Below are 22,584 nucleotides of genomic sequence, written 5' to 3'. Positions count from 1 at the left end.
CCGGCGCGTGACCGGGGCCCGTTCGCAAATGCGAAGAACTCAGTACTTCTTGCACTCGGGAACCGTTCGGCTCGGCAGCCCGATCTTGGAGAACACGGCCGGGTCGTAGCCCAGGGTCTGGTTCACGTTCGGGATCACCTTCACCACCTTGCTGAACAGGGCGCCCTTGCCGTCATCCACCACTTCGGTGACGAAGTTGGTGCCGATGGCCTGGCGGTTGGAGTCGAGCTTGATCTTGCCGTTCGGCGCGTCGAGCTCGATCTTGGCGAGGGCCTCCTTGAGTTTTGCCTGGTTGTTGCTGAGATCGCCGTTGACCTGGCGCAGCGCGAGGATGAGCGCCATCGTCGAGCCGTAGTAGTTGGTGGCGAGCAGCGAGGGGCTCGGGAACCGCTTGTTCGGGGGGAAGGCGTCCTGATAGGCTTTCACGAACTTCTGCCAGCCCGGATCCTCCCAGGTGTCGGCCTGGCCGCTGGCGGCAATGGTGCCGAGCAGCGCATTCTTGGCGTTACCCTTGGCGGAGAGGATGGTCTGGTCGACCATGATCGAGCCGCCCATCAGATGCGCCTTGCCGCCGGCCTGCTGATACTGGTTCAGGAAATTGACGGCATCCGCGCCGCCAAGGCCGAGATAGATCGCATCGACGTCGTCGGGCAGCGCGGCGATGACGGAGGCAAAGTCCTTGGTGCCGAGCGGCACCCATTGCCGGTTCGTGACCTGCCCACCGGCGCCGCAGAACTCGAGCACAAGCCCGAACACCTGCGTATAGATGAATGAGTAGTCTTCGCCGACGGTTGCGATCTTCCGATAGCCCTTGGTCTCATAGGCGTATTTGCCGAGACCAACCTGCCACTGCGCGCCGTCCATGTTGTAGCGGAAGAAGTTCGGCGCCGGGTCGACGTAGGTGGTTTCCTGCGCGCCGGAGGCGGCGTTGACGAAGGTCAACTCGGGCCGCGTCTTGGCAAAATTCTTGACCGCGATGCCTTCGTCGCCGGACAGCGGCGAGAGCAGGATCTGGACCTTGTCCTGCTCGATCAGTTTGCGCACGGCGCGAATGGCGGAGTCGGGCGTGGCATCGGTCGATGCGATGATGAATTCGAGTTCCTTGTCGCCGACCTTCTTGCCGAGCGTATTGAGCGCCGTCTGGTGTCCGCGTATGCCGTCCTCGCCGAGCACCGTGTAGGTGCCTTCGAGCGTCGCGGTGACGCCGACCTTGATCTTCTCTTGAGCTAAGGCGGCGCCGGAAAGCAACAGGCTGCTCAGCGCGATCAGTCCCGCACAGCTTCTAAACATCGAACCCCTCCCTTGTATCGCCAGTTTTTGTATTGCCAGGCCTTGAATTGTGAAGTCTTGAGTTGCGAAGTCCCGTATCGATGGTCTTGTATCGAGGTCGTTCCAGGAATCGCCATGCGGTCGATGCCGGCTGCCTATCGTGTGCCGGAATGCATTTGCGACTGGAACCGCGGTGCGAAAGCTAGCCGATGACTGGGGCTTCGCGCGCAACTTCACCGGCCGCAACTTGACCGGTAGTCTCATTTTGCATGTTGCGCCGCGACGAGATTTGCGGTGATTTGGGCTCCGTCTACGTGGTCAATTGGCAACCCTGCATCGGGAAAGTTTGCCTTTCCGCAAAAACGAACCAATGTTCGAAGAGAAGAGCATGCGGAACTGCGGAGGCATCGTCATGGCCGATCTGCACAGGACGAGACGCCACTCTCACCCGATAGGCCATGGTGCGGGTCGCGCGATTATCAGGACATTCCTTGCAGCCGCCTGGGCCTGGTGCGCCGGCACCATGGCCGCCGCGGGCGCCGATCTTTATCGTGCGAAGGTCACCGTGACCGGCCAGGGCGAGGCCAACCGCATCATTGGCTTTGCCGCCTGTCTGGAGGACGTCCTCATCAAGGTATCCGGCGCACAGAAACTCCAAGGCGACCGGCGGTTGGCAGCCTACAAGCCGAAGGCCAAAAGTTTGGTCACTTCATTCAGCTATCGCGACCAGTTTTCGGGCAAACCCATTCGTGACGAGCAGGGTACCCGCGACCGGCCCTACGATCTCACCGTGGCCTTCGAGGAAGGCAAGATCGACGACATTCTCAGGACGTTAGGTCTCAAGCCCTGGCTTTCACATCGTCCGCGCCTTGCCGTCTTTGTCGAGATGGAGCAGGGCCCGAGGAACTATATCGTGACAACGGATGGAGCCCAATCCGACTTGCAACGCGACGCGTTGCTCGCTGCAGCCGACAGGCGTGGCATGGACATTGTGCTGCCGAGCACGGCGGGGCTGGCGAAATCGAACATCACCGGCGAGGCGCTCAGGACGGCACCGTTCCCGGCGCTGGCGCCGGCTGCGGCCGAACAGGGTGGCGAAGTGGTTTTGGTCGGGCGATTGGTCTGGGATGACCGCGAACTCGGCTGGGCCACCCAGTGGCAGATGGACTGGGGCGGCCGGACGCACCGTTGGCAGGTTCGCGGCGTCACTTTCGACGAAGCCTTCCGGCGCGGCATCGGCGGTGCGGCCCAGGTCTTGTCAGGCAACGGCGATCCGGTGGCACGGTCGTCGTCAGCGGGAGGAAGCAAGCTTCATTGATTTCCTCGCGGCTTCCTGCTCATCCGAAGGCGACGCCAATGGCCGTTCATGCTTCCTCGCGTACCCGTTTCCACTTGGCGGTTGCAGCGCTTTCGGTGGTCTGTGCATTTGATGGCGTCGGGCATGCGGAGACGCCGGTGCCCGGCAGGGTGTCGCTCAGCGAGTCGACGGTGACGTGGAGCACCGTCAAATACGCGACCGATCTGGAAAACGGATTCGTCAGCGGGTCGCTCGACAAGAATACCATCCTCGATCGCCCGTTCAGGACCTACGTGATCGAGAACACTTATCTAAGGGTAACGCTGCTGCCCGAATTTGGCGGGCGCATTCTTTCCATCATTTACAAGCCGACCGGCCACGAACAGCTTTATCGCACGGAAGTGGGCGTGCCTTACGGAATCAACGGCGACACCTTTTATTACGACTGGCTGATGGTCTATGGCGGCATCTTCCCCACTTTCCCGGATGCCGAGCACGGCAAGACGTGGCTGAAGCCGTGGGATTTCAAGATTGTGAAGGAGGGGGCCGGCGAAGTGACGGTGTCGATGTCACTCAAGGACAATTTCGAGTATTCCGCGGCACCAAGGAAGTTCAGGAAGGGTTCGACGGGCATCGAAGCAACCTATTATGTCACGCTGAAAGCCGATCGCGCCGCGGTCGATGCGCGCGTGGTGCTGAAAAATCCGCAACACAGGGCGATTCCATACGAGTACTGGACATGCACGACGCTAGCGCCGGGGTCGGACCCGAAGAATCCCAGGGCGACCGGCGGCGCTGAAATCATTGCACCGATCGCGGCCTACCGCACGCCCGGCTGGTCGGCTAATCTGTCCGGCGGCGACAAGAGCTCGGGGATGGGTAACAGCCGTTTCGAAAAACTGCGCTACTTCAGAAACTGGCCAACGATGGGCATCGCGTACGCGGCGCCCGATATGCAGGGCGGGAATTTCTGGGGCGTGATCAACCATGACAACGAAGAGGGGATCATCCGGATCGCCGACAATGCGGTCACGCCGGGCTTGAAAATGTGGACGTGGGGATTCCCGTCCTTCACGAACGAAACCGATCCACGCAAAGACCCGAACCCGCAGCGGCCGTACATCGAATTGTGGGCGGGCGTGTCGGATCAATTCTTCCACAGCGCTGAATTTCCCGCGCAGGGCGAAGTGTCGATTCCGGAAACCTACAGTCCGACTGTCGGCATGAGCAACGTGACGCATGCGAACGAGAACATCCTGGTCAATCTCTCGGCCGAGGGCGCGAGCGTGAATCTTCAGTTCTTCAGCATCGAACCGGCCAAGCCGCTGCACGTAACGTTGAAACGCGGCGATGCGGTGTTGTCCAACGATGCCGTGAAAGCCGACCCGAACAATGGAAATCGTATTTCAGCGACGATCCCTGGCGGCGGCAGCGGTGAACCGGTACGGCTGACGATCAGGACCGCGGAAGGCAAGGAACTGATCGCGGCTGAGACGAGCATAAAATGACAAACATAAAATAAAAGTCTGTTCGGCGTCGAAACCTGACCTTCAAGAAGCCATGTGCTTTTGAGACCAAACCGAACTCTGCGAGTTCAAAAAATTGTAGTGTCCGGCGATCGAGCGCCGGACGCTGCACGAGCATGACAACGATCGTCCTACTTCTTGTAGCTGGCGATCACGGCCTCACCGTCGGGGCCGGCCTTCTTGAGCCAATCGGCGGTCAACTGCTCTCCGATTTTTTCGAGGCCGGCCTTCAGCGCCGGAGGTGGCGGCAGCACCTTCATCTTGTTGGCCTGAAGCTGTTCGAGATACCACTTCGCTTTTTCTTCCGCGAGCTTCCAGCCGCGTTCTTCGGCGACCGCCGCCGCCTTGAGGATCGCGTCCTGGGTGGGTTTGTCGAGCGCGTCGAAAGCCGCCTTGTTAACGAAGGTGACGTTCTTCGGAATCCAGGCTTGCGTGTCATAGAAATGCGTCATGGTTTCCCAGGACTTGCTGTCATAGCCGGTCGAGCCCGACGTCATGAACGCGTTCACGACGCCGGTAGCCAGCGCCTGCGGCAGTTCCGCCGCCTGGATGGTGACGGGCTGCGCGCCGACAAGTTCGGCGATGCGCGAGGTACCGACATTATAGGCGCGCCACTTCAGGCCTTTCATGTCCTCGACGGTGTTGAGGTCCTTCTTGGCATAAATGCCCTGCGGACCCCATGGCACCGCGAAGAGCAGCATCAGGCCTTGTGAGGCGAGCTTCTTTTCGATGGCGGGTTTCGACGCCTGCCACAGCTTCTTGGCCGCCGGATAGCTCGTCGCCACGAAGGGGATAACGTCGATGCCGAACATCGGATCTTCGTTCTCATGCAGCGAGATCAGAACCTCGCCCGCCTGTGCCTGCCCGGTTGCGACCGCGCGCTTGATTTCCGGCGCCTTGAACAGCGACGCGGCGGGATGCACGGTGATCTGCAGCTTGCCGCCGGTCGCGTCGGCAACGTCCTTGGCAAACGCGATCAGGTTCACCGAATGCGGATTGTCCGCCGGATAGGCCGCCGGCAGATTCCATTTGGTCTGCGCCATCGCGGGAACGACAAGCGCGGGAACGGCAAGCGCCGCGACGCAGGCGGCCGTTGCGCACGCCCTAATAAGCCTCAACATGACAATACCTTTCTCTAGCCAGGGAACGCTATCCGCGGCAGCACCATCACGATATCAGGAAAGACCGTGATGATGGCAACCGCCAGAACGAGCAAAAAGAAGAACGGCAGGGCGGCCTTGGCGACCGTATTGGAATCCTTGCCGCTCATGGTCTGCAGGACGAACAGATTGAAGCCGACGGGCGGAGAGACTTCCGCCATTTCCACCACCAATACCAGGAAAATGCCGAACCAGACGAGGTCGAAGCCGGCCTGCTTCACCATCGGAATGACAATTGCAGTGGTCAGCACGATCATGGAAATGCCGTCAAGCGCCGTGCCGAGCACGATGTACATGACGGTGAGCGCCGCGATCAGCGCATAGGGGCTGAGCTGGAGGCTGTTCACCCAGTTCGCGAGCGCCAGCGGGATGCCGGTATAGGCCATCGACGTACCCATGTAGGAAGCGCCCGCCAGGATCAAGAGGATCATGCAATTGACCCGCGTCGCGCCCATGACGCTCGCCCAGAAGGATTGCCAGCTCAGCGCGCCTTGCCACCACGCGATCGCGAGCGAGCCCAACACGCCCCAGGCGGCGCATTCCGTCGCCGTCGCCCAGCCCATCAGCAACGATAGAAAGACGAACACGATCAAGAGCAGGCAAGGAATGAGATTGAGCGACTCCGCGATGCGCCTGCGCAAGCTCATGGGCGGATCGGCCGGCGGCGTGCGCTTCGGATTGGCGAGCGACCAGATCGCGATGTAGCCGGAATAGAGCGCCATCACCAACAGGCCCGGCAGAAATCCGGCAAGGAACACCTGAATGATGGAGACGTTCGCCTGCACGGCGTAGACCACCATAGTGATCGACGGCGGAATGAGAATGCCGAGCGTGCCCGCGCCGGCGAGCGATCCCAGACTCAAGTCTTCGTCGTAGCCGCGCTTCTTCAGTTCCGGCAGGGCGATCTTGGCAACCGTGGCGCAGGTCGCGGCCGATGATCCCGATACCGAACCGAACACGCCGCAGGCGAGCACATTGACGTGCACGAGCCGGCCCGGCAGCCAGTTCAGCCAGGGCGCAAATCCGCGAAACATTTCCTCCGACAGGCGCGTGCGGAACAGAATTTCGCCCATCCAGATGAAGAGCGGCAAAGCCGCCAGCGACCACGACGCGCTGTTGCCCCACACCGTTGTCGCCAGCACGCTGCCCGCCGGAATGCCGCCGCCGGCGAATTGCATGCCGGCCCATCCCGTCGCCATCAAGGCGACGCCGATCCAGACGCCGGCGCCGAGCAGCAGCGCAAGAACGCCGAGCAGGATAGCGGCGATCGAGAGAAGCTCCATGTCAGACCCCGCTCTGCATGGCGCGTTCGACGATTTCCTCGGCGCTCTGCGGCTTCGGCAATTCGTAGCGCGGCGCGAAGCCGCGCAGCACATGGACCAGCTCATCCACGAAGGCGATGAGAAGAATCACGAGGCCGCCGCTGTAGCCGAGTTGCGGAATCCACAGCGGCACTGCGATGACGCCCTGCGAAATGTCAGAAAATTTCCACGACTGCCACGTCATGATCACGGCATGCCACGCGAAAAAGCCGATGAAGCCGACGCCGACGAAGAGGGCTGCGATCTCGACATAATGGCGGACATTGTCGCTGAGGCGGTCGATCAGAAGGCCGACACGGATCATCTCGCCATGCTTGAACGTGTGCGCGAGCCCGAGAAAGGCCGTCGCCGCCATGCACCAGGAGATGAAATCATCGCCAGCCGGAATATTGAGGCCGAGCGGCCGGCCAGCCGACAGCAGCATCATCAGCACAAAAATCGCGATGAGGAAAAGTCCGGCGAGATAGCCGGACAGAAGATAGATTCGATCCAGAAACACACGAACCATGATCTGTCCTCCCCTGCACGCCTGTCGCCCGCAAGCAATAGACGTACCATTTCGGTAATCGTTGCTTCCGGAAAGGGCCTGTCGATCCTGGCCCGGCCGAAGGTGGATTACCGAAATCAGCCCCCAAGGGGACAGGTTCTCGGAGTTGCTCCGGACAGTCAAGGCGGGGGAGTCAAATCCAGCGAAACCGAGCAAGGTTTGTCGCGAACCGAGCCAAATATAAAGAGCGACTCATGCTTCTGGCCGAACGCGAACTGACAGATTGATGGCGTGACGGCACGATCTCCGCAGCAAGCCTGAGCTGTCCGGACAGGAAGATCGCCAAAGCCGTGCAGGTGCTGCTCCATGCAACCGGCGCCGACAAGGTCGTCACGGGGCTTGGGGTCCGGCGCGTGGCGGCAGGTGAGGGATTGGCGGTGGCGATCACCCACCGCGACGTTTTCGACCATTGCCTGAACAACGCGGAGGCCGTTGCGCATCTGAAAGCCGAGCTCGATGCGGGAGGCGTGCGACATTCTGCGCAAGGCCTTCCGCTGCGAGGCTCCGAGGATTTCGGACGGTTCAACGAACGATCAAAGGCCGCGATGTTCTTGCTTGGAGCCAGGCGAGAAGCACGCTGCGTAACCTGTTGGATTGAAAAGATTTGAACGTGGGGAAGGCGATAGTGTTGGTTCGATCTGTGCCGTGCTGGACAGTCATGCAGAAGATTAGAACGGATAAAAACTAGAAGGGTTCAAAACGTGATGGCGTGCGGAATCTCGAGAATGAAATTGATCCGCTTGAGCGCGTGTTCGAACGTTCAAGGATCTTGGTGCGACAATTTAGAGCAATCAGAAGATGTGTGGTGTTGCTCTATCGTCACTAACGAAATGTGTTGTGTACACACGCCATTACCTTAGATGGCTTCTACTCGCTGTTTCTACTCCGGAAGTTAGAACGAGCCGGGACCTGCTTGTGGGCTTTTGGGGTGGAAGTATGACGTATCAAGTCGCTGCGAGAAATGTTGTGCGCGCTGTTTCGCTGGGAGCGGTGAGCTATCTTGCGCTTTCGCTGGATTTTGCCGGCGGCCAGCAAGCGTTCGCACAGAATTTGCCGCCCGTCACCGTCGATGCTCCAAGCCAGCAACGAGCGCGGCCCGCAGTACGGAGATCGCAGACATCGACGTCGCGCGTGCAGCGGCGCGTCGCTGCGCCGGCGCCTCGTCGTGCTGAACCGGTTCCCTATGCGACGCCCTCCACGGGAACGCTCGGCGCGCCCCCGGCCCCCTATGCTGGTGGACAAGTGGCAACGGGCGGGAGCCTGGGACTCCTGGGCAACCGCAGCGTAATGGATACGCCGTTCAACCAGACCAACTACACGGCGCAACTGATACAGAATCAGCAGGCTCGAACTATCCGCGACGTCTTGATGAACGATCCCTCGGTCCGGGTCATCCAGCCAGCCGGCGGTGGCTCCGACGGACTCTTCATCCGCGGCTTCTATTATGATAGCGGCGATTACGGGTTGAACGGCCTTTACGGGATCGCGCCGTACTACTCATCGGGTGCAAATTTCGTCGAGCGCGTCGAGGTCTTGAAAGGCCCGAGCGCTTTGTTGAACGGCATGACGGCCGGCGGTACCGGCGTTGCGAGCGGCGGTGCCGTCGGCGGCAGCGTCAACCTCATTACCAAGCATGCTCCTGACATCGACATTACACAGTTGACAGGCACTTACGTCTCCAGGTCGCAGTTTGGACAGATTACCGACGTCAGCCGGCGCTACGGCGAGCACAAAGAGTGGGGCATTCGACTGAACAGCACCTATTCGAACGGTGGTACGCCTTGGAACCGTCAGACCGACGAGTTTGGCAACGTTGTTCTTGGCCTTGACTACCGCGGTGAGAATGCGCGCATGGCGGTCGATGTCGGCTATCAAGCCGACAATCTGAATCCGCCGTTACGCTTCTTCACACTCCCTACAAATCCTCCCCTCACCATCATTCCTCCGCCGCCGAAAGCCGGAACCAATTTCCAGGTACCTTGGGCCTATTATGCGCCGACGGACTTCTTCTCGACCGTAAGAGCCGAGGTTGATGTGACTGATTGGTTAACCACCTATGCGGCGTTTGGTTATCACGACAGCAACATCAATTATGCCTATCCTTCGCCCAATATCTCCAATGCCGTGCCGGGCGTGTTAACGCCCACCACCCCGGCGACATTCCAGTTGGGAGGCTTGTTTTCACGACCGTTTACTGGCGCGGAGAGATTCGAGACGCTCGCGGGTGAGGCTGGCGTTCGTGGAACGGTGGATACGGGTCCCGTCAATCATGCGTTCAATGTCAACTACTCTATCAACGACCGAACCTACAACCAGCAGGTCCGGACGCGTTCGGCTTCTCCTCTCACCGACCTGATCTTCTGGAACCTCTATACCGAACCGACCAACATTCCGAAGCCCAACTTTACGACATTGAGTGCCAGCCAAAATACCGGTGTAACTCTGAAGAGCGTCGGCGTATCCGATACCATGTCGATCTGGAACAAGCGCGTCCAGTTGACGGTCGGCGTTCGTCGCCAGACGGCCGGGAGCGAGGTGACAAATTTCTTGCCAACCCCCGCCAATCCGAGTCGGCCTTTTCAGGAAGAATCCGTGTGGAGCCCGGCCTATGCAATTCTCGTCAAGCCGGTCGAGAATATCTCACTTTACGCGAACTATATTGAAGGGCTCCAGACACCTGTCGTCGTCTCCGGAAACTTCCAAAACGTCGGCACCGTTTTTCCACCCAGCAAGACCACTCAGGCCGAGACTGGTGTAAAGATCGATACGGGCCGCTTCACAACGACTCTGAGCTTGTTCGAGATCGAGCAGCCGAGCGTGATCTCGGTGGGCTCCGGCCTGACTGCGACCCAGCAACTCAACGGCAGGCAACGCAATCGCGGCGCGGAGGTCAATGTGTTCGGCGAGATCACGCCCGATATCCGCGTTCTCGGGGGCGTCGCCTTGATCGATGGCGTACAGGTAAACGCCCTAGATCCGAAAAACAATGGCAACAAGGCGATGGGCGTTGCCGCGATCAACGCCAATATCGGCGCGGAGTGGGATACCCCGTTCGTGCCTGGCCTGACGTTCTCGGGCCGGGTCATCTACACCAGTTCTCAATACGCTAACTTGACGAACACGCTGTCGATCCCCGAGTGGACACGGGTCGATATCGGAGCGCGATACACCTTCACGTCGCCCTGGAACGGCAAGCCGATCGTGGTGCGCGCCAACATCGAAAACGTTGGCAACAATGCCTACTGGGCCTCGGCCTACAGCGGCGTGATCACGCTTGCTGCCCCGCGTACTTATCTGGTGTCAACGACGTTCAACTTCTGAACACTACGCCGTTCGCATTACCTGAAATAAATGCCGCCGCGGATTTCATCCGCGGCGGCATTTCTTTGATCTGGTGGTGTCGCAACTGACTCATAGAAATTGATGACAATGCGATGAAAATCATCGGACGTTGGATGTGCGATTTTCGAATCTCGAAAATTGTTCCGACCCAACAAACTAGAATTGCAAGAAACAGCGTATCGTTTTGCAAATCAGCCACTTGCATGCGTGCTTGCCCGCAAGCGCGGAGGTTGCATTGTGTCTCGATATCGCCACCTTGGAGCTATTAAAAACTTCGGCGGCGATATTGCTTTGACCGGCATTTGCTTCTGACTTAGTCAAACACCATTGCTTTCGTTTTCTCAAAAGGGACCGAACCATGATGGTGTTCGACAGAGACGACGTGACCTTCACCGTCGTTATCAATCACGAAGAGCAATATTCCATCTGGCCGACGTTCAAGGAAATTCCCAATGGCTGGAAAGCAGTAGGCAAGACCGGCAGCAAGAAGGAATGCCTGGATCACATCGAACAGGTGTGGACGGATATGCGCCCGCTGAGCTTGCGCAAATTCATGGATGAGACAGCTCCGCAGACGTCGGCCTAGCAAACGGAGCTTAGTGTTCCGATGCGGCTTCTTTGTCTGCCTTACTCCGGCGGCAGCGCCATGTTCTATGCGCGGTGGCGCAGGCTCGTGCCGTCGTGGATCGACGTTCAGCCGGTGGAGTGGCCCGGGCGCGGCGCGCGCATGGACGAGCCGCTCACGACGGATCCACGGGCGCTCGCATCGCAACTCGCGGCCGAACTTCATGCGCAGCTTGACGCGCCTTACGCATTGTTTGGGCATAGCCTCGGTGCGCTGATTGCGTTCGAACTCGCGCATGGCCTGCTCGATCGCGGCGCGCCCGCGCCGGCCATTCTCTTTGCGTCGGGCGCGGAGGCGCCGGCCGTCCGAGACGGCAGCAAGTGGCGCCTGCCATTGAGCGACGATGCGCTGCTGAAGGAATTGCGCGATCTGCAGGGCACGCCGGACGAAGCGCTGTCGAATCCAGAACTGATGCGATCGGCATTGCCGGTTCTGCGCGCCGATTTCCTGATGTGCGGGGCCTATGCCTATCGGCCGCGGTATCCATTGCCGTGCCCGGTGCACGTCTTCGGCGGCACCGACGACGACACCAGCCCCGATTCGCTGCAGGCCTGGCGGCAGGAGACCTCGGCGGCATTCACGCTCGACGTGCTGCCGGGTCATCACTTCTTTATTCACACGCAGCAAGCCGAACTGCTCGACCTGATTGGAGCGGCCGTGGCCCGACAATCGGGGCGATCGATTGGTTTGCATCGGAGCGAGGATCATGAGCGTATTCTCCGTCCAGCCACTCATTGAGGGCAAGCGCCTGCCGTTGTTGCTCAGGGCCGACAAGGTCGGGCAGCCGCTGGGTGCGGCGCTTCCCATGCTGCGCGATACCATCGATCGGCATCTGACCGATTGCGGCGGTATCGTGTTTCGCGATTTCTCGCTCGATGGTCCCGACGCCTTTCGGGCTTTCGCGGCCGATTTCGGTCATCCGCTGCTGACGTACGAATTCGGGTCGACGCCGCGTTCGCAGGTCACCTCGGGCGTCTACACTTCCACCGAGTATCCGCCGCACCAGCACATCCCGTTGCACAACGAGCAGGCCTATACACGCGATTGGCCGATGAAGATCTGGTTCTATTGCATGCAGCCGGCGCAGCAGGGCGGCGAAACGCCTGTCGCCGACAGCCGCGCCATCTATCGCGATATGCCGCCGTCGATTCGGGAGCGTTTCACCGAGAAGGGCGTGATGTATGTGCGGAACTACGGCAACGGCCTCGACGTCGATTGGCAGCAGGTGTTCGGCACCGATTCCAGGCCTGAGGTCGAAGCGTATTGCGCCGGGCATGACATCGAATGCGAGTGGAAGGAGGACGGCGAGCTTCGCACGCGCCAGGTCTGCCAGGGCACGGCGCGTCATCCGTTAACGGGAGAGTGGGTCTGGTTCAACCAGGCCCATTTGTTCCACGTCTCCAATTTGGAGCCGGAAGTTCGCGAGAGCTTGCTCGACGTGGTCGGCGACGAGGTCGAGCTGCCGCGTAACGTCTTCTACGGCGACGGTTCGCCGATCGACGATGAAACGCTGTCCACCGTTCGCGACGTCCTCGAGACGCACAAGATCAGTTTTCCCTGGCAGGCCGGCGACGTGGTCATGCTCGACAATATGCTCACCGCGCATGCGCGCGCACCGTTCAAAGGACCGCGCAGAGTGATCGTCGCCATGGCGGAAGCTCATCGGCAGCGCTGATCGGATTTTGTCACCGGGTGAAGATTTTCGATCGCGTCCGCACTGGATTTCTGGAAGATGTACAAAGACAGTCTCGTCGAACGATTACGCGACCACGCCAGCTTGCGTCCCCATCGGGTGGCGCTGCGCTTCATCGAAGGCGACGATGTCGCGGATGAACTGACGTTTGCGGCGCTCGATGCCCGGGTTCGAGCCGTCGCAGCCCGGTTGCAGCAGTTGGGTGGTGCGGGCGAGCGGGCGGTCATCCTGCTGCCCAGCGGGCTGAACTATGCCGTGGCATTCTACGCGTGTCTGTATTCGGGCGTGATCGCCGTTCCGGCGTATCCGCCGGAAGGCGGCGCGGAACGCTATGCCGGACGTCTCAGCGGCATCCTGCGCGACGCGGCGCCTCGCTTCATTCTGGTGGAAACGGCTCTCCGTTCGCTTGTGGAAGCCATGCTTCCCGAACTGGCCAACGTTCAGATTATTGCGGTGGATACGATCCCGCCTGAACTCGCTGCGGAATGGCGGGAGACGAGGCCCGCGGCGGATGCCATCGCCTTCCTGCAGTACACGTCGGGATCGACATCGCAGCCAAAAGGCGTTTGCGTCTCGCACGCCAATCTGACCGCCAACGAGAGAGCCATTCAGGCCGCGACGGACGGAACGCTCGACGACGTCTTCGTAAGCTGGCTGCCGCTCTATCACGACATGGGCTTGATCGGTGGATTGTTAAATCCACTGTTCGTGGGCTTTGCCGCCGTCCTGATGTCGCCACGCAGTTTTCTCGAGCGGCCGCGACGGTGGCTCGAAGCCGTCGATCGCCATGGCGGAACCTTGAGCGGTGGACCTGATTTCGCCTACGCGCTGTGCACCGATCGCATTTCCGATGAAACGATCGGTCGGCTCGATCTGAGCCGCTGGAGGTTCGCATTCTCCGGCTCGGAGTTCGTGCGCCAAAGCACGCTGCAGAGGTTCGGAGAACGATTCGCGCGGGCGGGGTTCGATCGGCGTGCACTGACCGCCTGCTACGGCCTGGCTGAGGCGACGCTACTGGTGACGGCAGGTGACCTCGCCGCCGAGACCGTCAGCTACACGCTCGACACGTCGGCACTTGCTGCGGGCCGTGTTGCAAGCGCCGATCAGGGCACCGATCTCGTGGCGTGCGGTCAAACGGTCGCTGGTCATGTCACGCGTATCATGCGCACCGATGGCTTGGCCGCGGCGCAGGCCGACGAGGTCGGCGAGATCTGGGTCGCCGGTCCCAGTGTTGCGCTTGGGTACTGGAATAATGCGGAAGCGACGCACAAAGCTTTCGTCGAGCGCGATGGCGTGCGCTGGCTGCGTACCGGAGATATCGGCTTCGTCAGGGACGGCGCCCTGGTCGTCACCGGCCGGCTCAAGGATCTGCTGATCGTTCGCGGCCAGAACGTCTATCCCACGGATGTCGAGCAGGCGGTCGAAGCCGATGTCGAGTCGGTCCGCAGCGGCCGCGTTGCCGCGTTCGCGGTCGAAATGGATGGCCGGGAAAGCATTGGCGTGGCGGCGGAGTTCAGCCGTACCGTCCTCAAGCGCAACGATCCTGAGGCGCTTGCACATGCGATCGGCGAGGCGGTGCTCCGGCAGGCGCAGGAATATCCGGCCGTCATCGTCCTGTTGAATCCGCAAGCGATGCCGCTGACGACCAGTGGCAAATTGCAGCGTTCGGCCTGCGCCACGCGCTGGGCCAACAATACGCTCGACAGTTTTATGGTCTTCGAAAGAGGCCGCCGCCGCGACGGCGCCGTGTTGACGGTGCCGGCGACTGAGACCGAGCATGCCGTGGCCTCGATCTGGTGCGATGCGCTTGGCGTCCAGGCCGTGTATCGGGAGGACGATTTCTTCGTACTGGGCGGAAACTCGATCGCGGCCGGACAGGTCGCTGCCGCGATCCGCGAACGCTTCGGTATCGAACTTGAGCTGCGCAGTTTGTTCGACGCGCCGACGCTTGCAGCGTTCGCGGGCCGCATCGATGGCCTGGCGCGGACCGGCGCGGGACGGGTGCTGCCGCCAATTCCCCGGGCAACGGCGGCCGCTCGCGCGACCTTGTCCCACGCGCAGGAACGACTGTGGTTCCTCTGGAACATGGACCCCCGCGGCACCGCCTATACGGTTGCGAGCGCGATTCGGCTGAAAGGCAAGCTCGATCATGCCGCCTTGTCGCGCGCAATCAGCGAGGTCGTTCAGCGCCACGAAGTGCTGCGCACCACGTTCGTCGCCATCGACGGTCGCGCAAAGCAGATCATTCACGATGCCATGAGCGGTGGTATCAGGCACAGGGATCTCCGCTCATATCCCGCGCGCGACCGCGCCGAGCATGCCGCCGAGTTGAGGCGGTCCGAACTCGCCAGGCCGTTCGACCTCGTGAACGGACCATTGTTCCGCGCGGCTTTGCTTCAGCTCGCAGACGACGAGCACGAATTGCTGTTGCTCGCCCATCACATCGTTGTCGACGGCTGGTCACTCGACGTGATGCTCGAAGAACTGGCCGGGCTCTATCGGAGCGGCGTCGGGCAGGACGCGGCTGCGCCGCCGATACCAATGATTCAGTATGCGGATTTCGCAGCCTGGCAACGAAACTGGCTCGCGGGAGGCGAGGGCGAGCGGCAGTTGGCATATTGGCGGGCCAAGCTGGGCGATATCCACCCGGTTCTGGCTTTGCCTCACGATAGGCCGCGTACGGCAACGCAAAGTCATGCCGGGGATACGATCAGGCTTGCGATCGACGCCGCGCTGGTCGCCCGGCTCCGTGAAATCGCCGGAAAGCATCGGGCGAGCGTCTTCATGCTGCTGCTCGGCGCGTACCAGGCGCTGTTGTATCGCTATACCGGGCAGAACGACCTGCGCGTCGGCGTGCCGGTGGCGGGGCGTCGGCACGCGCAGCTCGAGCGGATGATCGGATGTTTCGTCAACACGCTGGTGCTGCGTGCCGAGATCGTCAGTGAAGCAACCTTCCCGAGCCTGCTCCGGCAGGTCAGGGAAGCAGTGATCGAGGCGCTGTCCCATCAGGATCTTCCGTTCGAAATGCTTGTCGATCGCCTGCGGCCTGAACGAAGCGGCGGGCACAATCCGTTGTTCCAGGCCAAGTTCAACTACATGACGGCGCCGCGCGGCTTCGATGGCGTCGAAGGCCTCACCGCCGAGATCGACATTATGGACCTCGCGGGTTCGCATTTCGATCTCGCGCTTGACATCGTCGACGGTGCCGGCGGCATGAAGGCGATCTTCAACTATGCCACCGATCTATTCGACGTCCCGACGATCGCGCGGCTGGCGACGCAGTTCGGTTCGCTGCTGCGCCAGATCGCGGAAGATGCGGAACGCCGAATATCGGACTTCATCATTGACGAGGCGAACCGCCAGCTCGTGCCGAGCCAGGCCGCCGCGTTTGGGTTCACCGATGTGGTCAGCCTTCATCGCGCGTCGACAGCGGATAGGCAGACGGCGATCGCCGTCCGGTGCGGCAGTGAGGCATTGACCTTCGCAGAGCTTGAGCAAAGGTCGAACCGCATCGCGCATATGCTCGCCGGCAAAGGCGTGACGCGCGAGGTGCCGGTTGCGCTGTGGATCGAGCGCTCGCTGGCTTTTGTCGTGGCGCTGCTCGGAGTGCTAAAGGCCGGTGGTGCCTATGTGCCGCTCGATCCGAAATGGCCGCTGGCGCGGGTTCGGGGCATCCTGAAGGATGGGGGCATCGACATCGTGCTGGCGGCTGGCGAGAAGCTGGCGGAGGCGCGTGCGCTTGATTGCCTGGTGCTCGATGCGATCGCCGAAACGGCGCGCGGGGAAACATCGAGCGCACCGCCCGGCAATTTGATCCACCCGGCGCAGACCGCCTACGTCATCTATACCTCCGGATCGACCGGTGCGCCCAAGGGCGTAGCCGTCTCGCACGGCGCGCTGGCCAATTATGTTCAGGCCCTGCTGCAGCGCCTGCAGCCACAGCCGATCGCCAGCATGGCGATGGTTTCGACCGTGGCGGCCGATCTCGGCCACACCGTCCTGTTCGGCGCGCTCGCGTCTGGCGCGACGCTGCATCTGCTGTCTCCGGAAATGGTGTTCGATGCGGATTCGTTCGCGCAAGCCATGCGGGATGGTAAAATCGGCATTCTCAAGATCGTACCCAGCCATCTTCGCGGCCTGTTGCAGGCGTCGCGATCGGCCGATCTCCTGCCAACCGACGTGCTCATCCTCGGCGGCGAAGCCTGCGACGCCGCGCTGTTGAATGAGATCCGGCAGTTGCGGCCGCAGTGCCGGATATTGAATCACTATGGGCCGACGGAAACGACGGTCGGCGCGGTTACGCATGAATGGCAGGTTGCAGGCGAGGCGGGTCCGGTTCCGATTGGCTTGCCGCTCACTAATCTGCGCGCCCATGTGCTGGACGATGCACTGAACGAAGTGCCGATTGGGGTCAGCGGCGAACTCTATATCGGAGGCGCCGGCCTGGCTCGGGGCTATCGTGGCGCAGCCGGCCAGACTGCCGAGCGGTTCGTGCCGGATCCGTTCGGCCGTTCTGGAGAGCGGCTGTATCGAACCGGTGATCGCGTTCGTTGCGACCGGGCAGGCCGGCTGGTGTTCCTCGGCCGTAGCGACGATCAGATCAAGCTGCGCGGCTACCGCATTGAGCTTGGCGAAGTCGGCCGTGCGATCAAGGCTCTGCACGGGATCGATGACGCCGTGGTTGTCGCGCGCGCCACCGGCACGAGCGCCGAGCGGCAGGAGCTTGTGGCTTACTGTGTGCCCGCGAACGGCGCGACAGCGAAACCGGACGTGATCAAGCAGCAACTGGCAGCGGTCGTGCCGGAATACATGGTGCCGTCGCACATCGTTGTCATGCAGCAGTTGCCCCTCACGCCCAATGGCAAGATCGATCGCAAGGCGCTGCCGGAGCCGGCCGAAGCGGCGGTGGCCTCGAGCTATGCCGCGCCGGTGGGGGACACCGAGGAGGCGATCGCAGCGGTGTGGCGGGAGGTGCTCGGCCGCGAGCGCATCGGCCGCAACGATAATTTCTTCGAGCTTGGCGGCGATTCGATTCTCAGCCTGCAGATCATCGCGCGCTTGCGCAAGCGCGGCATCCGCCTGACCCCGAAGCAGGTCTTCGGCCAGCAAACCGTGGTCGGGTTGGCAACGGTTGCTGCCATCACGGCAGCACCCGCTGCAAAGAAAGAGGATCCGGGCGCGAAGATATCGACCAGTGGCGAGCCGGCAACCGGCATGCGTCATTTGCTGCCGATCCAGACGCGCTTTTTCGGGGAGGATATCGGCAACCGTAATCACTGGAATCAGGCGGTGCTGCTGGTTCCGCAAACGCGGATGGATTGGGAGAGGCTGCGAGTTGCGCTCACGGCGGTCGTGGATCACCACGATGCATTGCGCATGCGGTTCGGGCAGGTCAACGGAAAGTGGCGAGCGGAGCAGGGCGCTCCGCCGGCTCCGTCGGAACTGCTGTGGGTTCGTGCAGACGTTGATGATGCGGCACAGGTCACCGCGCTGGCGTCGGCGGCGCAGGAAAGTCTGTCGCTGTCTTCGGGTCCTCTGCTGCGCGCAGTAGGGATGGATCTTGCGGAAGGCGGCCAACGGCTGCTGATCGCGATCCATCATCTGGTTGTCGACGGCGTGTCCTGGCGCATCCTGCTCGAGGATCTTGCCTCGGCCTACGACCAATTGAAGCAAGGGGCTGCCGCCGCGGCGCTGCCGCCGAAGAGCGATTCCTATGCGTCCTGGGGCGAGCGGTTATATTCCTACGCGACGGCCGTGGAGCTTGCCGACGAACTGCCGTTCTGGCTCGATTGTGGGGCGGGTCCAGGCCTGCCATGCGACCACGATTATGGCGGCGTCGACCGCATCGGTGACGCCGAGGAGGTGTCGCTGGTCTTCGATGCCGAATTGACGTCGAGGCTACTGCAGGACGCGCCCGCGGCCTATCGGACGCAGGTCAACGATCTGATGCTGGCGAGCCTGGCGCGCGCGGTCTCGCGCTGGAGCCAACGCGACGATCTGACGATCGAACTCGAAGGCCACGGCCGCGAGGACATATTTGCCGGCGCGGATATTTCTCGTACCGTGGGCTGGTTCACGGCGGCCTTCCCGGTGCGGCTCGATGGCGCGGCGAGCGACGACGCCTCCCTGATCAAGGCGGTCAAGGGGAAGCTGCGCGCGGTCCCGAACCGCGGGCTCGGCTATGGCGTGTTGCGCTATTTTGGTTCCGAGCTCCAGCGCAATGCCCTCGCGCAGTTGGCGGAGCCGCAGATCGTTTTCAACTATCTCGGCCGGTTCGATGGCAACGTGGGTACTTCCCAGCGCTTCGCCTTTGCGGCCGAGAGCGCAGGTCCTTCTCGCAGCGCTGCTGCTCCTTTGCGCGGATGGCTGAACATCATCGGTATGGTGCGTGAAGGATGCCTGCAATTGTCCTTCGGATATGGACGCAAGCGCTATCGACGCGAGACGATCGAGCGGCTGGCAGGGCTTTACGAGGCGGCCCTGCGCGATTTGGTGGCGCATTGCTGCAGCGGCGCGTCTGGCCTCACGCCGTCGGACGTTGCGTTGTCCGGGCTGGGTCAGGCCGATCTCGATCGGCTCGGAACGATTTTAGATCTCCGTGGCATCGAGGACATCTATCCACTTTCGCCGATGCAGCAGGGCATGTTGTTCCACGCGGTCCGGGATGGCGACAATGATGCCTATGTGAACCAGGTTGGGCTCGAGCTGTTCGGCTTCGATGCCGACAAGCTTCGAATGGCGTGGCAAGCGGTGAGCGACCGGCATGCCGCGTTGCGGACCGGCTTTGTGTGGCAGCCCTTGTCCGGTCCGGCGCAGCAGGTGGTGCACCGTCATGTGACGGTGCCGTTCACCGAAGAGGATTGGCGCGCGCGTGCGGCGGCGCTGGAACGCGCCGAACTCGATGCCGCGCTGGCGGAAGCATCGCGGCGGGAACGCGAAAGCGGCTTTACCGTCTCGCAGCCGCCGCTGCAGCGGGTGCGCTTGATCCGGCTCGACGACAGGCGTCACTGGTTGATCTGGACCCATCATCACATTTTCGTCGATGGCTGGAGCTCCGCGCGGCTGGTGGCAGAGGTGCTGCAGCACGTAAGGGGCGGCGCGCTGCCGGCGGTGCAGGGCAGCTATCGCGACTACATCGCATGGCTGCAGAGTCGCGATCATGCAGGCGCCGAAAAATTCTGGCGCGATGCGTTGGCGGGGCTCGAAACGCCGACCTTGCTGGCGAATACGCTGGTCGCGAATAACAAGGCATCCGAGGCCGCAGGGCACGCCAGCATTGCGCTTGCACTGAATGCGGAGCTGACCGAGCGGCTGAAGGCCTTTGCGAAGTGCGAACGGGTGACGCTCAATACGCTTCTACAGGGCGCATGGGCGCAGTTGCTGCGGCGGCATTCGCGGCAAGCCGCCGTTTGCTTCGGCGTCACCGTATCGGGCCGGCCAGAGGAACTGCCAGGCTCCGAGGAGATCGTCGGCCTCTTCATCAACACATTGCCGATCGTCGACGCGCCGAGCCCGCAAGCAAGCGTTGGCGATTGGCTGCGCCAGTTGCAGGAAATGAATTTGGCTTTGCGCGGGCATGGCTGGACGCCGCTTTACGAAATCCAGCGTCTCGCCGGTCATGCCGGACAGACGCTGTTCGACAGCATTCTGGTGTTCGAAAATTATCCGATCGATGAGGCGTTGCGGCAAACCGGGGCGAGCGGCCCTCGCCTGGGACGCGTGGAACATGAGACGCCGACGAACTATGCGCTGGCGGTTGCCGTGTTTTCCGGAAGCGAGCGGCTAGACCTGGAGTTCAACTACGACCGGGCCCGATTCGACGAGGCGGCAGCCCTGCGTCTGCGGGACATGCTGCATGGATTACTGGAGCGGATCATAGCCAATGCGGACCGTCCGCTCGGTAGTCTTGGATCAGCAGGCGATGATGAAGCGCGGCGCGTACTGGACTGGAGCGGTGCAGCGCGTCTGGCGTCGCCTGCGTCCCATGTCGGGGTCGTCACGTATATCGAGGCGCAGGCCGCGCAGGCGCCCTCTGCCGTTGCGATTGTGTGGGGCGACCAGCGCATCAGCTATGGCGAGCTGAACGCCCGGGCGAACCGGGTTGCGCGACGGCTTCGTCTCGGGGACGTCGGTCCGGACCGCCTGGTGGGCATCGCCTTGTCGCGCAGCCCGGAAATGATGGTGGCGCTGCTGGCTGTGCTGAAGGCAGGGGGCGCCTATCTCCCGCTCGATCCGGACTATCCGGTCGAGCGGCTCGCCCATATGCTGCGCGACAGCGCGGCGACGCTGGTATTGACGCAAACTGCGCTGCTCGAACCGCTTGCGCCAGTGCTGCGCGAAACCGGCGTCGAGGCCTGGTGCATCGACGAACCGCGGCACATCGCCGGCGAAGATGCAGGCAACCTGAATGTCGAGATTCATCCGGACAGCCTCGCCTACGTGATCTACACGTCGGGGTCGACTGGAATGCCGAAGGGCGTTGCGGTGTCGCACGGGCCGCTGGCCATGCATTGCGAGGCGATCGGCCGGTTGTACCGCATGACGGCCCGCGACCGGGAATTCCAGTCAGCCTCGATCAATTTCGACATTGCCCACGAACGGTGGCTGGTGCCGCTGATGACGGGCGGAGCGCTCGTTCTGCCGTCCAGGCCAGGTCTTTTGATCGACGACCTCGTCGAGGAGATCGAAGGAAACTCCGTAACATCGATTTTTCTGCCGCCGGCTTATGCGGATCAATTGAGTGCGGCGTTGCGGCAGAGCGAACGCAGGCTGTCGATCAGGGCATGCATTGTGGGCGGCGAAGCCTGGTCGGATACCGGAATCACGGCGCTTCGCCAGGCCGCCGATGTAGAGCTCCTGATCAACGCCTACGGCCCGACCGAGACGGTGATCGCGCCGACGGCGTGGCTGGTCGACGACGCCGCGTTGACGTCGGGGCAGCCGGCGCCGATCGGACGTCCCGTTGGTGTCAGGTCCGCCTACATCCTCGACGCCGACCTCAACGTCGTACCCATCGGTGTCACCGGAGAGCTGTTCCTCGGCGGCCTTGGGCTGGCGCGTGGCTACCTGAATCGCGGCGCGCTGACGGCGGAACGATTCATCCCGGATCCGTTCGGCGGCAGCGGCGATCGCCTGTACCGTACCGGCGACCTTGCGCGGTGGCGCGCTGATGGCGTGATCGAATATGTCGGCCGCGCCGACCAGCAAGTGAAGATCCGCGGCTTCCGTATCGAACTGGGAGAGATTGAAGCGCGCCTGGTGGAGCAGCGCGGTGTGCGCGCTGCCGCCGTGGTGACGCGCGAGAGCAGGACCGGGCGCCAGTTGATCGCCTATGCGAGCGGCGAGCCGACGCTCGACGGCCGCGCATTGCGCGATGCGCTATCGGCTATTCTGCCGGACTACATGGTGCCATCGACGTTCGTGGTGCTCGAACAGTTGCCGCTGACCCCGAACGGCAAGATCGACCGGCGAGCCTTGCCGCCGCACGAGGATGCCGAGGCGCGCCGCGGCTACGAGGCGCCCGAAGACGAAATCGAAATCGCGCTGGCGAAGATCTGGTCCGAGCTGCTCGGTGTCAGCCAGATCGGACGCAACGATCACTTCTTCGAGCTCGGCGGACACTCATTGCTCGCGGTGCGGGTGCTCAGCCGGGTGTCGCAGGAGATCGGCGTGTCTATACCGGTTTCGGATCTGTTCGTTCATCCGGAACTCGCGTCATTCGCGCGCGTCGTGTCGATCAGGCTGATCGAGCAGGAGTTCGATGCGGAAGAACTCCAGGATCTGATCGCGGCGGGGCGGTGAAC

Annotated in this window: 13 protein-coding genes; 8 read left to right on the top strand and 5 right to left on the bottom strand. The window is 62.0% G+C overall.

Translation table 11 applies throughout. The annotated features are described in order from the left end of the window. Window positions 1–39: 39 nt before the first annotated feature. Window positions 40–1,290 (bottom strand): ABC transporter substrate-binding protein, encoded by a 1,251-nt coding sequence (locus V1288_RS04545; RefSeq protein ID WP_334355939.1) that lies wholly within the window; start codon window positions 1,288–1,290, stop codon window positions 40–42. A 367-nt stretch (window positions 1,291–1,657) separates the two neighbouring features. Here V1288_RS04545 and V1288_RS04540 point away from each other — a divergent pair, with 367 nt between their 5' ends. Both V1288_RS04540 and V1288_RS04535 read left to right on the top strand, forming a co-directional pair. Then, window positions 1,658–2,587, top strand: coding sequence for a DUF2066 domain-containing protein (locus tag V1288_RS04540; protein WP_334355938.1), 930 nt, complete (start codon window positions 1,658–1,660; stop codon window positions 2,585–2,587). Window positions 2,588–2,625: 38 nt separating this feature from the next. Then, window positions 2,626–4,074 carry a DUF5107 domain-containing protein gene (locus tag V1288_RS04535; RefSeq protein WP_334355937.1) on the top strand — a complete coding sequence of 483 codons (1,449 nt, stop codon included), beginning with the start codon at window positions 2,626–2,628 and terminating at the stop codon, window positions 4,072–4,074. Between the two features lie 149 nt (window positions 4,075–4,223). Here the strand turns inward: V1288_RS04535 and V1288_RS04530 are convergent, their stop codons facing one another. Genes V1288_RS04530 through V1288_RS04520 form a run of 3 tightly spaced genes read right to left on the bottom strand, consistent with a single transcriptional unit; the run spans window position 4,224 to window position 7,082 of the window. Next, the gene (locus V1288_RS04530; protein ID WP_442893910.1) at window positions 4,224–5,213 is read right to left on the bottom strand and encodes a TRAP transporter substrate-binding protein; all 990 of its coding nucleotides are present in this window, start codon (window positions 5,211–5,213) and stop codon (window positions 4,224–4,226) included. 14 nt (window positions 5,214–5,227) lie between these two features. Continuing rightward, the gene (locus V1288_RS04525) at window positions 5,228–6,535 is read right to left on the bottom strand and encodes a TRAP transporter large permease (RefSeq protein ID WP_334355936.1); all 1,308 of its coding nucleotides are present in this window, start codon (window positions 6,533–6,535) and stop codon (window positions 5,228–5,230) included. A gap of 1 nt (window position 6,536) precedes the next feature. Further along, entirely contained in the window at window positions 6,537–7,082 is a 546-nt protein-coding gene (locus V1288_RS04520; protein ID WP_334355935.1) for a TRAP transporter small permease, read from the bottom strand. A 329-nt stretch (window positions 7,083–7,411) separates the two neighbouring features. On the opposite strand from V1288_RS04520, the gene V1288_RS04515 reads away from it, so the two are divergent. Together V1288_RS04515 and V1288_RS04510 are read left to right on the top strand one after the other, a co-directional pair. Then, a complete protein-coding gene (locus V1288_RS04515; RefSeq protein ID WP_334355934.1) occupies window positions 7,412–7,729 on the top strand; it encodes a hypothetical protein in 318 nt (105 codons plus the stop codon). Between the two features lie 328 nt (window positions 7,730–8,057). Beyond that, complete coding sequence (locus V1288_RS04510; RefSeq protein ID WP_334355933.1) at window positions 8,058–10,442, top strand: TonB-dependent receptor; 2,385 nt, start codon at window positions 8,058–8,060, stop codon at window positions 10,440–10,442. Here V1288_RS04510 and V1288_RS04505 read toward each other — a convergent pair. Beyond that, window positions 10,432–10,668, bottom strand: a complete 237-nt coding sequence (locus tag V1288_RS04505; protein WP_334355932.1) for a hypothetical protein — start codon at window positions 10,666–10,668, stop codon at window positions 10,432–10,434. The genes V1288_RS04510 and V1288_RS04505 overlap by 11 nt on opposite strands. Window positions 10,669–10,821: 153 nt before the next feature. Here V1288_RS04505 and V1288_RS04500 point away from each other — a divergent pair, with 153 nt between their 5' ends. Genes V1288_RS04500 through V1288_RS04485 form a run of 4 tightly spaced genes read left to right on the top strand, consistent with a single transcriptional unit; the run spans window position 10,822 to window position 22,582 of the window. Beyond that, on the top strand, window positions 10,822–11,049 hold the full coding sequence (locus V1288_RS04500) for an MbtH family protein (RefSeq protein ID WP_334355931.1): 228 nt from the start codon (window positions 10,822–10,824) through the stop codon (window positions 11,047–11,049). Between the two features lie 21 nt (window positions 11,050–11,070). Next, window positions 11,071–11,826 (top strand): thioesterase II family protein, encoded by a 756-nt coding sequence (locus tag V1288_RS04495; protein WP_334355930.1) that lies wholly within the window; start codon window positions 11,071–11,073, stop codon window positions 11,824–11,826. After that, window positions 11,795–12,763, top strand: a complete 969-nt coding sequence (locus V1288_RS04490; protein WP_334355929.1) for a TauD/TfdA family dioxygenase — start codon at window positions 11,795–11,797, stop codon at window positions 12,761–12,763. The genes V1288_RS04495 and V1288_RS04490 overlap by 32 nt, the downstream gene beginning before the upstream one ends. Window positions 12,764–12,820: 57 nt before the next feature. Beyond that, window positions 12,821–22,582: an amino acid adenylation domain-containing protein gene (locus V1288_RS04485; RefSeq protein WP_334355928.1), complete on the top strand. Its 9,762-nt coding sequence runs from the start codon at window positions 12,821–12,823 to the stop codon at window positions 22,580–22,582. Window positions 22,583–22,584 lie beyond the last annotated feature (2 nt).

It is taken from the genome of Bradyrhizobium sp. AZCC 2176, assembly GCF_036924645.1.
Lineage (GTDB): Bacteria > Pseudomonadota > Alphaproteobacteria > Rhizobiales > Xanthobacteraceae > Bradyrhizobium.
Note: the sequence above shows the minus strand (reverse complement) of the source record. Positions and strands in the feature narration are given on the sequence as shown.

Coding starts and splice junctions, on each gene's coding strand:
- V1288_RS04545 (WP_334355939.1), bottom strand. CDS start 1,290: ATGTTTAGAAGCTGTGCGGGACTGATCGCGCTGAGCAGCCTGTTGCTT.
- V1288_RS04540 (WP_334355938.1), top strand. CDS start 1,658: ATGCGGAACTGCGGAGGCATCGTCATGGCCGATCTGCACAGGACGAGA.
- V1288_RS04535 (WP_334355937.1), top strand. CDS start 2,626: ATGGCCGTTCATGCTTCCTCGCGTACCCGTTTCCACTTGGCGGTTGCA.
- V1288_RS04530 (WP_442893910.1), bottom strand. CDS start 5,213: ATGTTGAGGCTTATTAGGGCGTGCGCAACGGCCGCCTGCGTCGCGGCG.
- V1288_RS04525 (WP_334355936.1), bottom strand. CDS start 6,535: ATGGAGCTTCTCTCGATCGCCGCTATCCTGCTCGGCGTTCTTGCGCTG.
- V1288_RS04520 (WP_334355935.1), bottom strand. CDS start 7,082: ATGGTTCGTGTGTTTCTGGATCGAATCTATCTTCTGTCCGGCTATCTC.
- V1288_RS04510 (WP_334355933.1), top strand. CDS start 8,058: ATGACGTATCAAGTCGCTGCGAGAAATGTTGTGCGCGCTGTTTCGCTG.
- V1288_RS04505 (WP_334355932.1), bottom strand. CDS start 10,668: ATGCAAGTGGCTGATTTGCAAAACGATACGCTGTTTCTTGCAATTCTA.
- V1288_RS04500 (WP_334355931.1), top strand. CDS start 10,822: ATGATGGTGTTCGACAGAGACGACGTGACCTTCACCGTCGTTATCAAT.
- V1288_RS04495 (WP_334355930.1), top strand. CDS start 11,071: ATGCGGCTTCTTTGTCTGCCTTACTCCGGCGGCAGCGCCATGTTCTAT.
- V1288_RS04490 (WP_334355929.1), top strand. CDS start 11,795: ATGAGCGTATTCTCCGTCCAGCCACTCATTGAGGGCAAGCGCCTGCCG.
- V1288_RS04485 (WP_334355928.1), top strand. CDS start 12,821: ATGTACAAAGACAGTCTCGTCGAACGATTACGCGACCACGCCAGCTTG.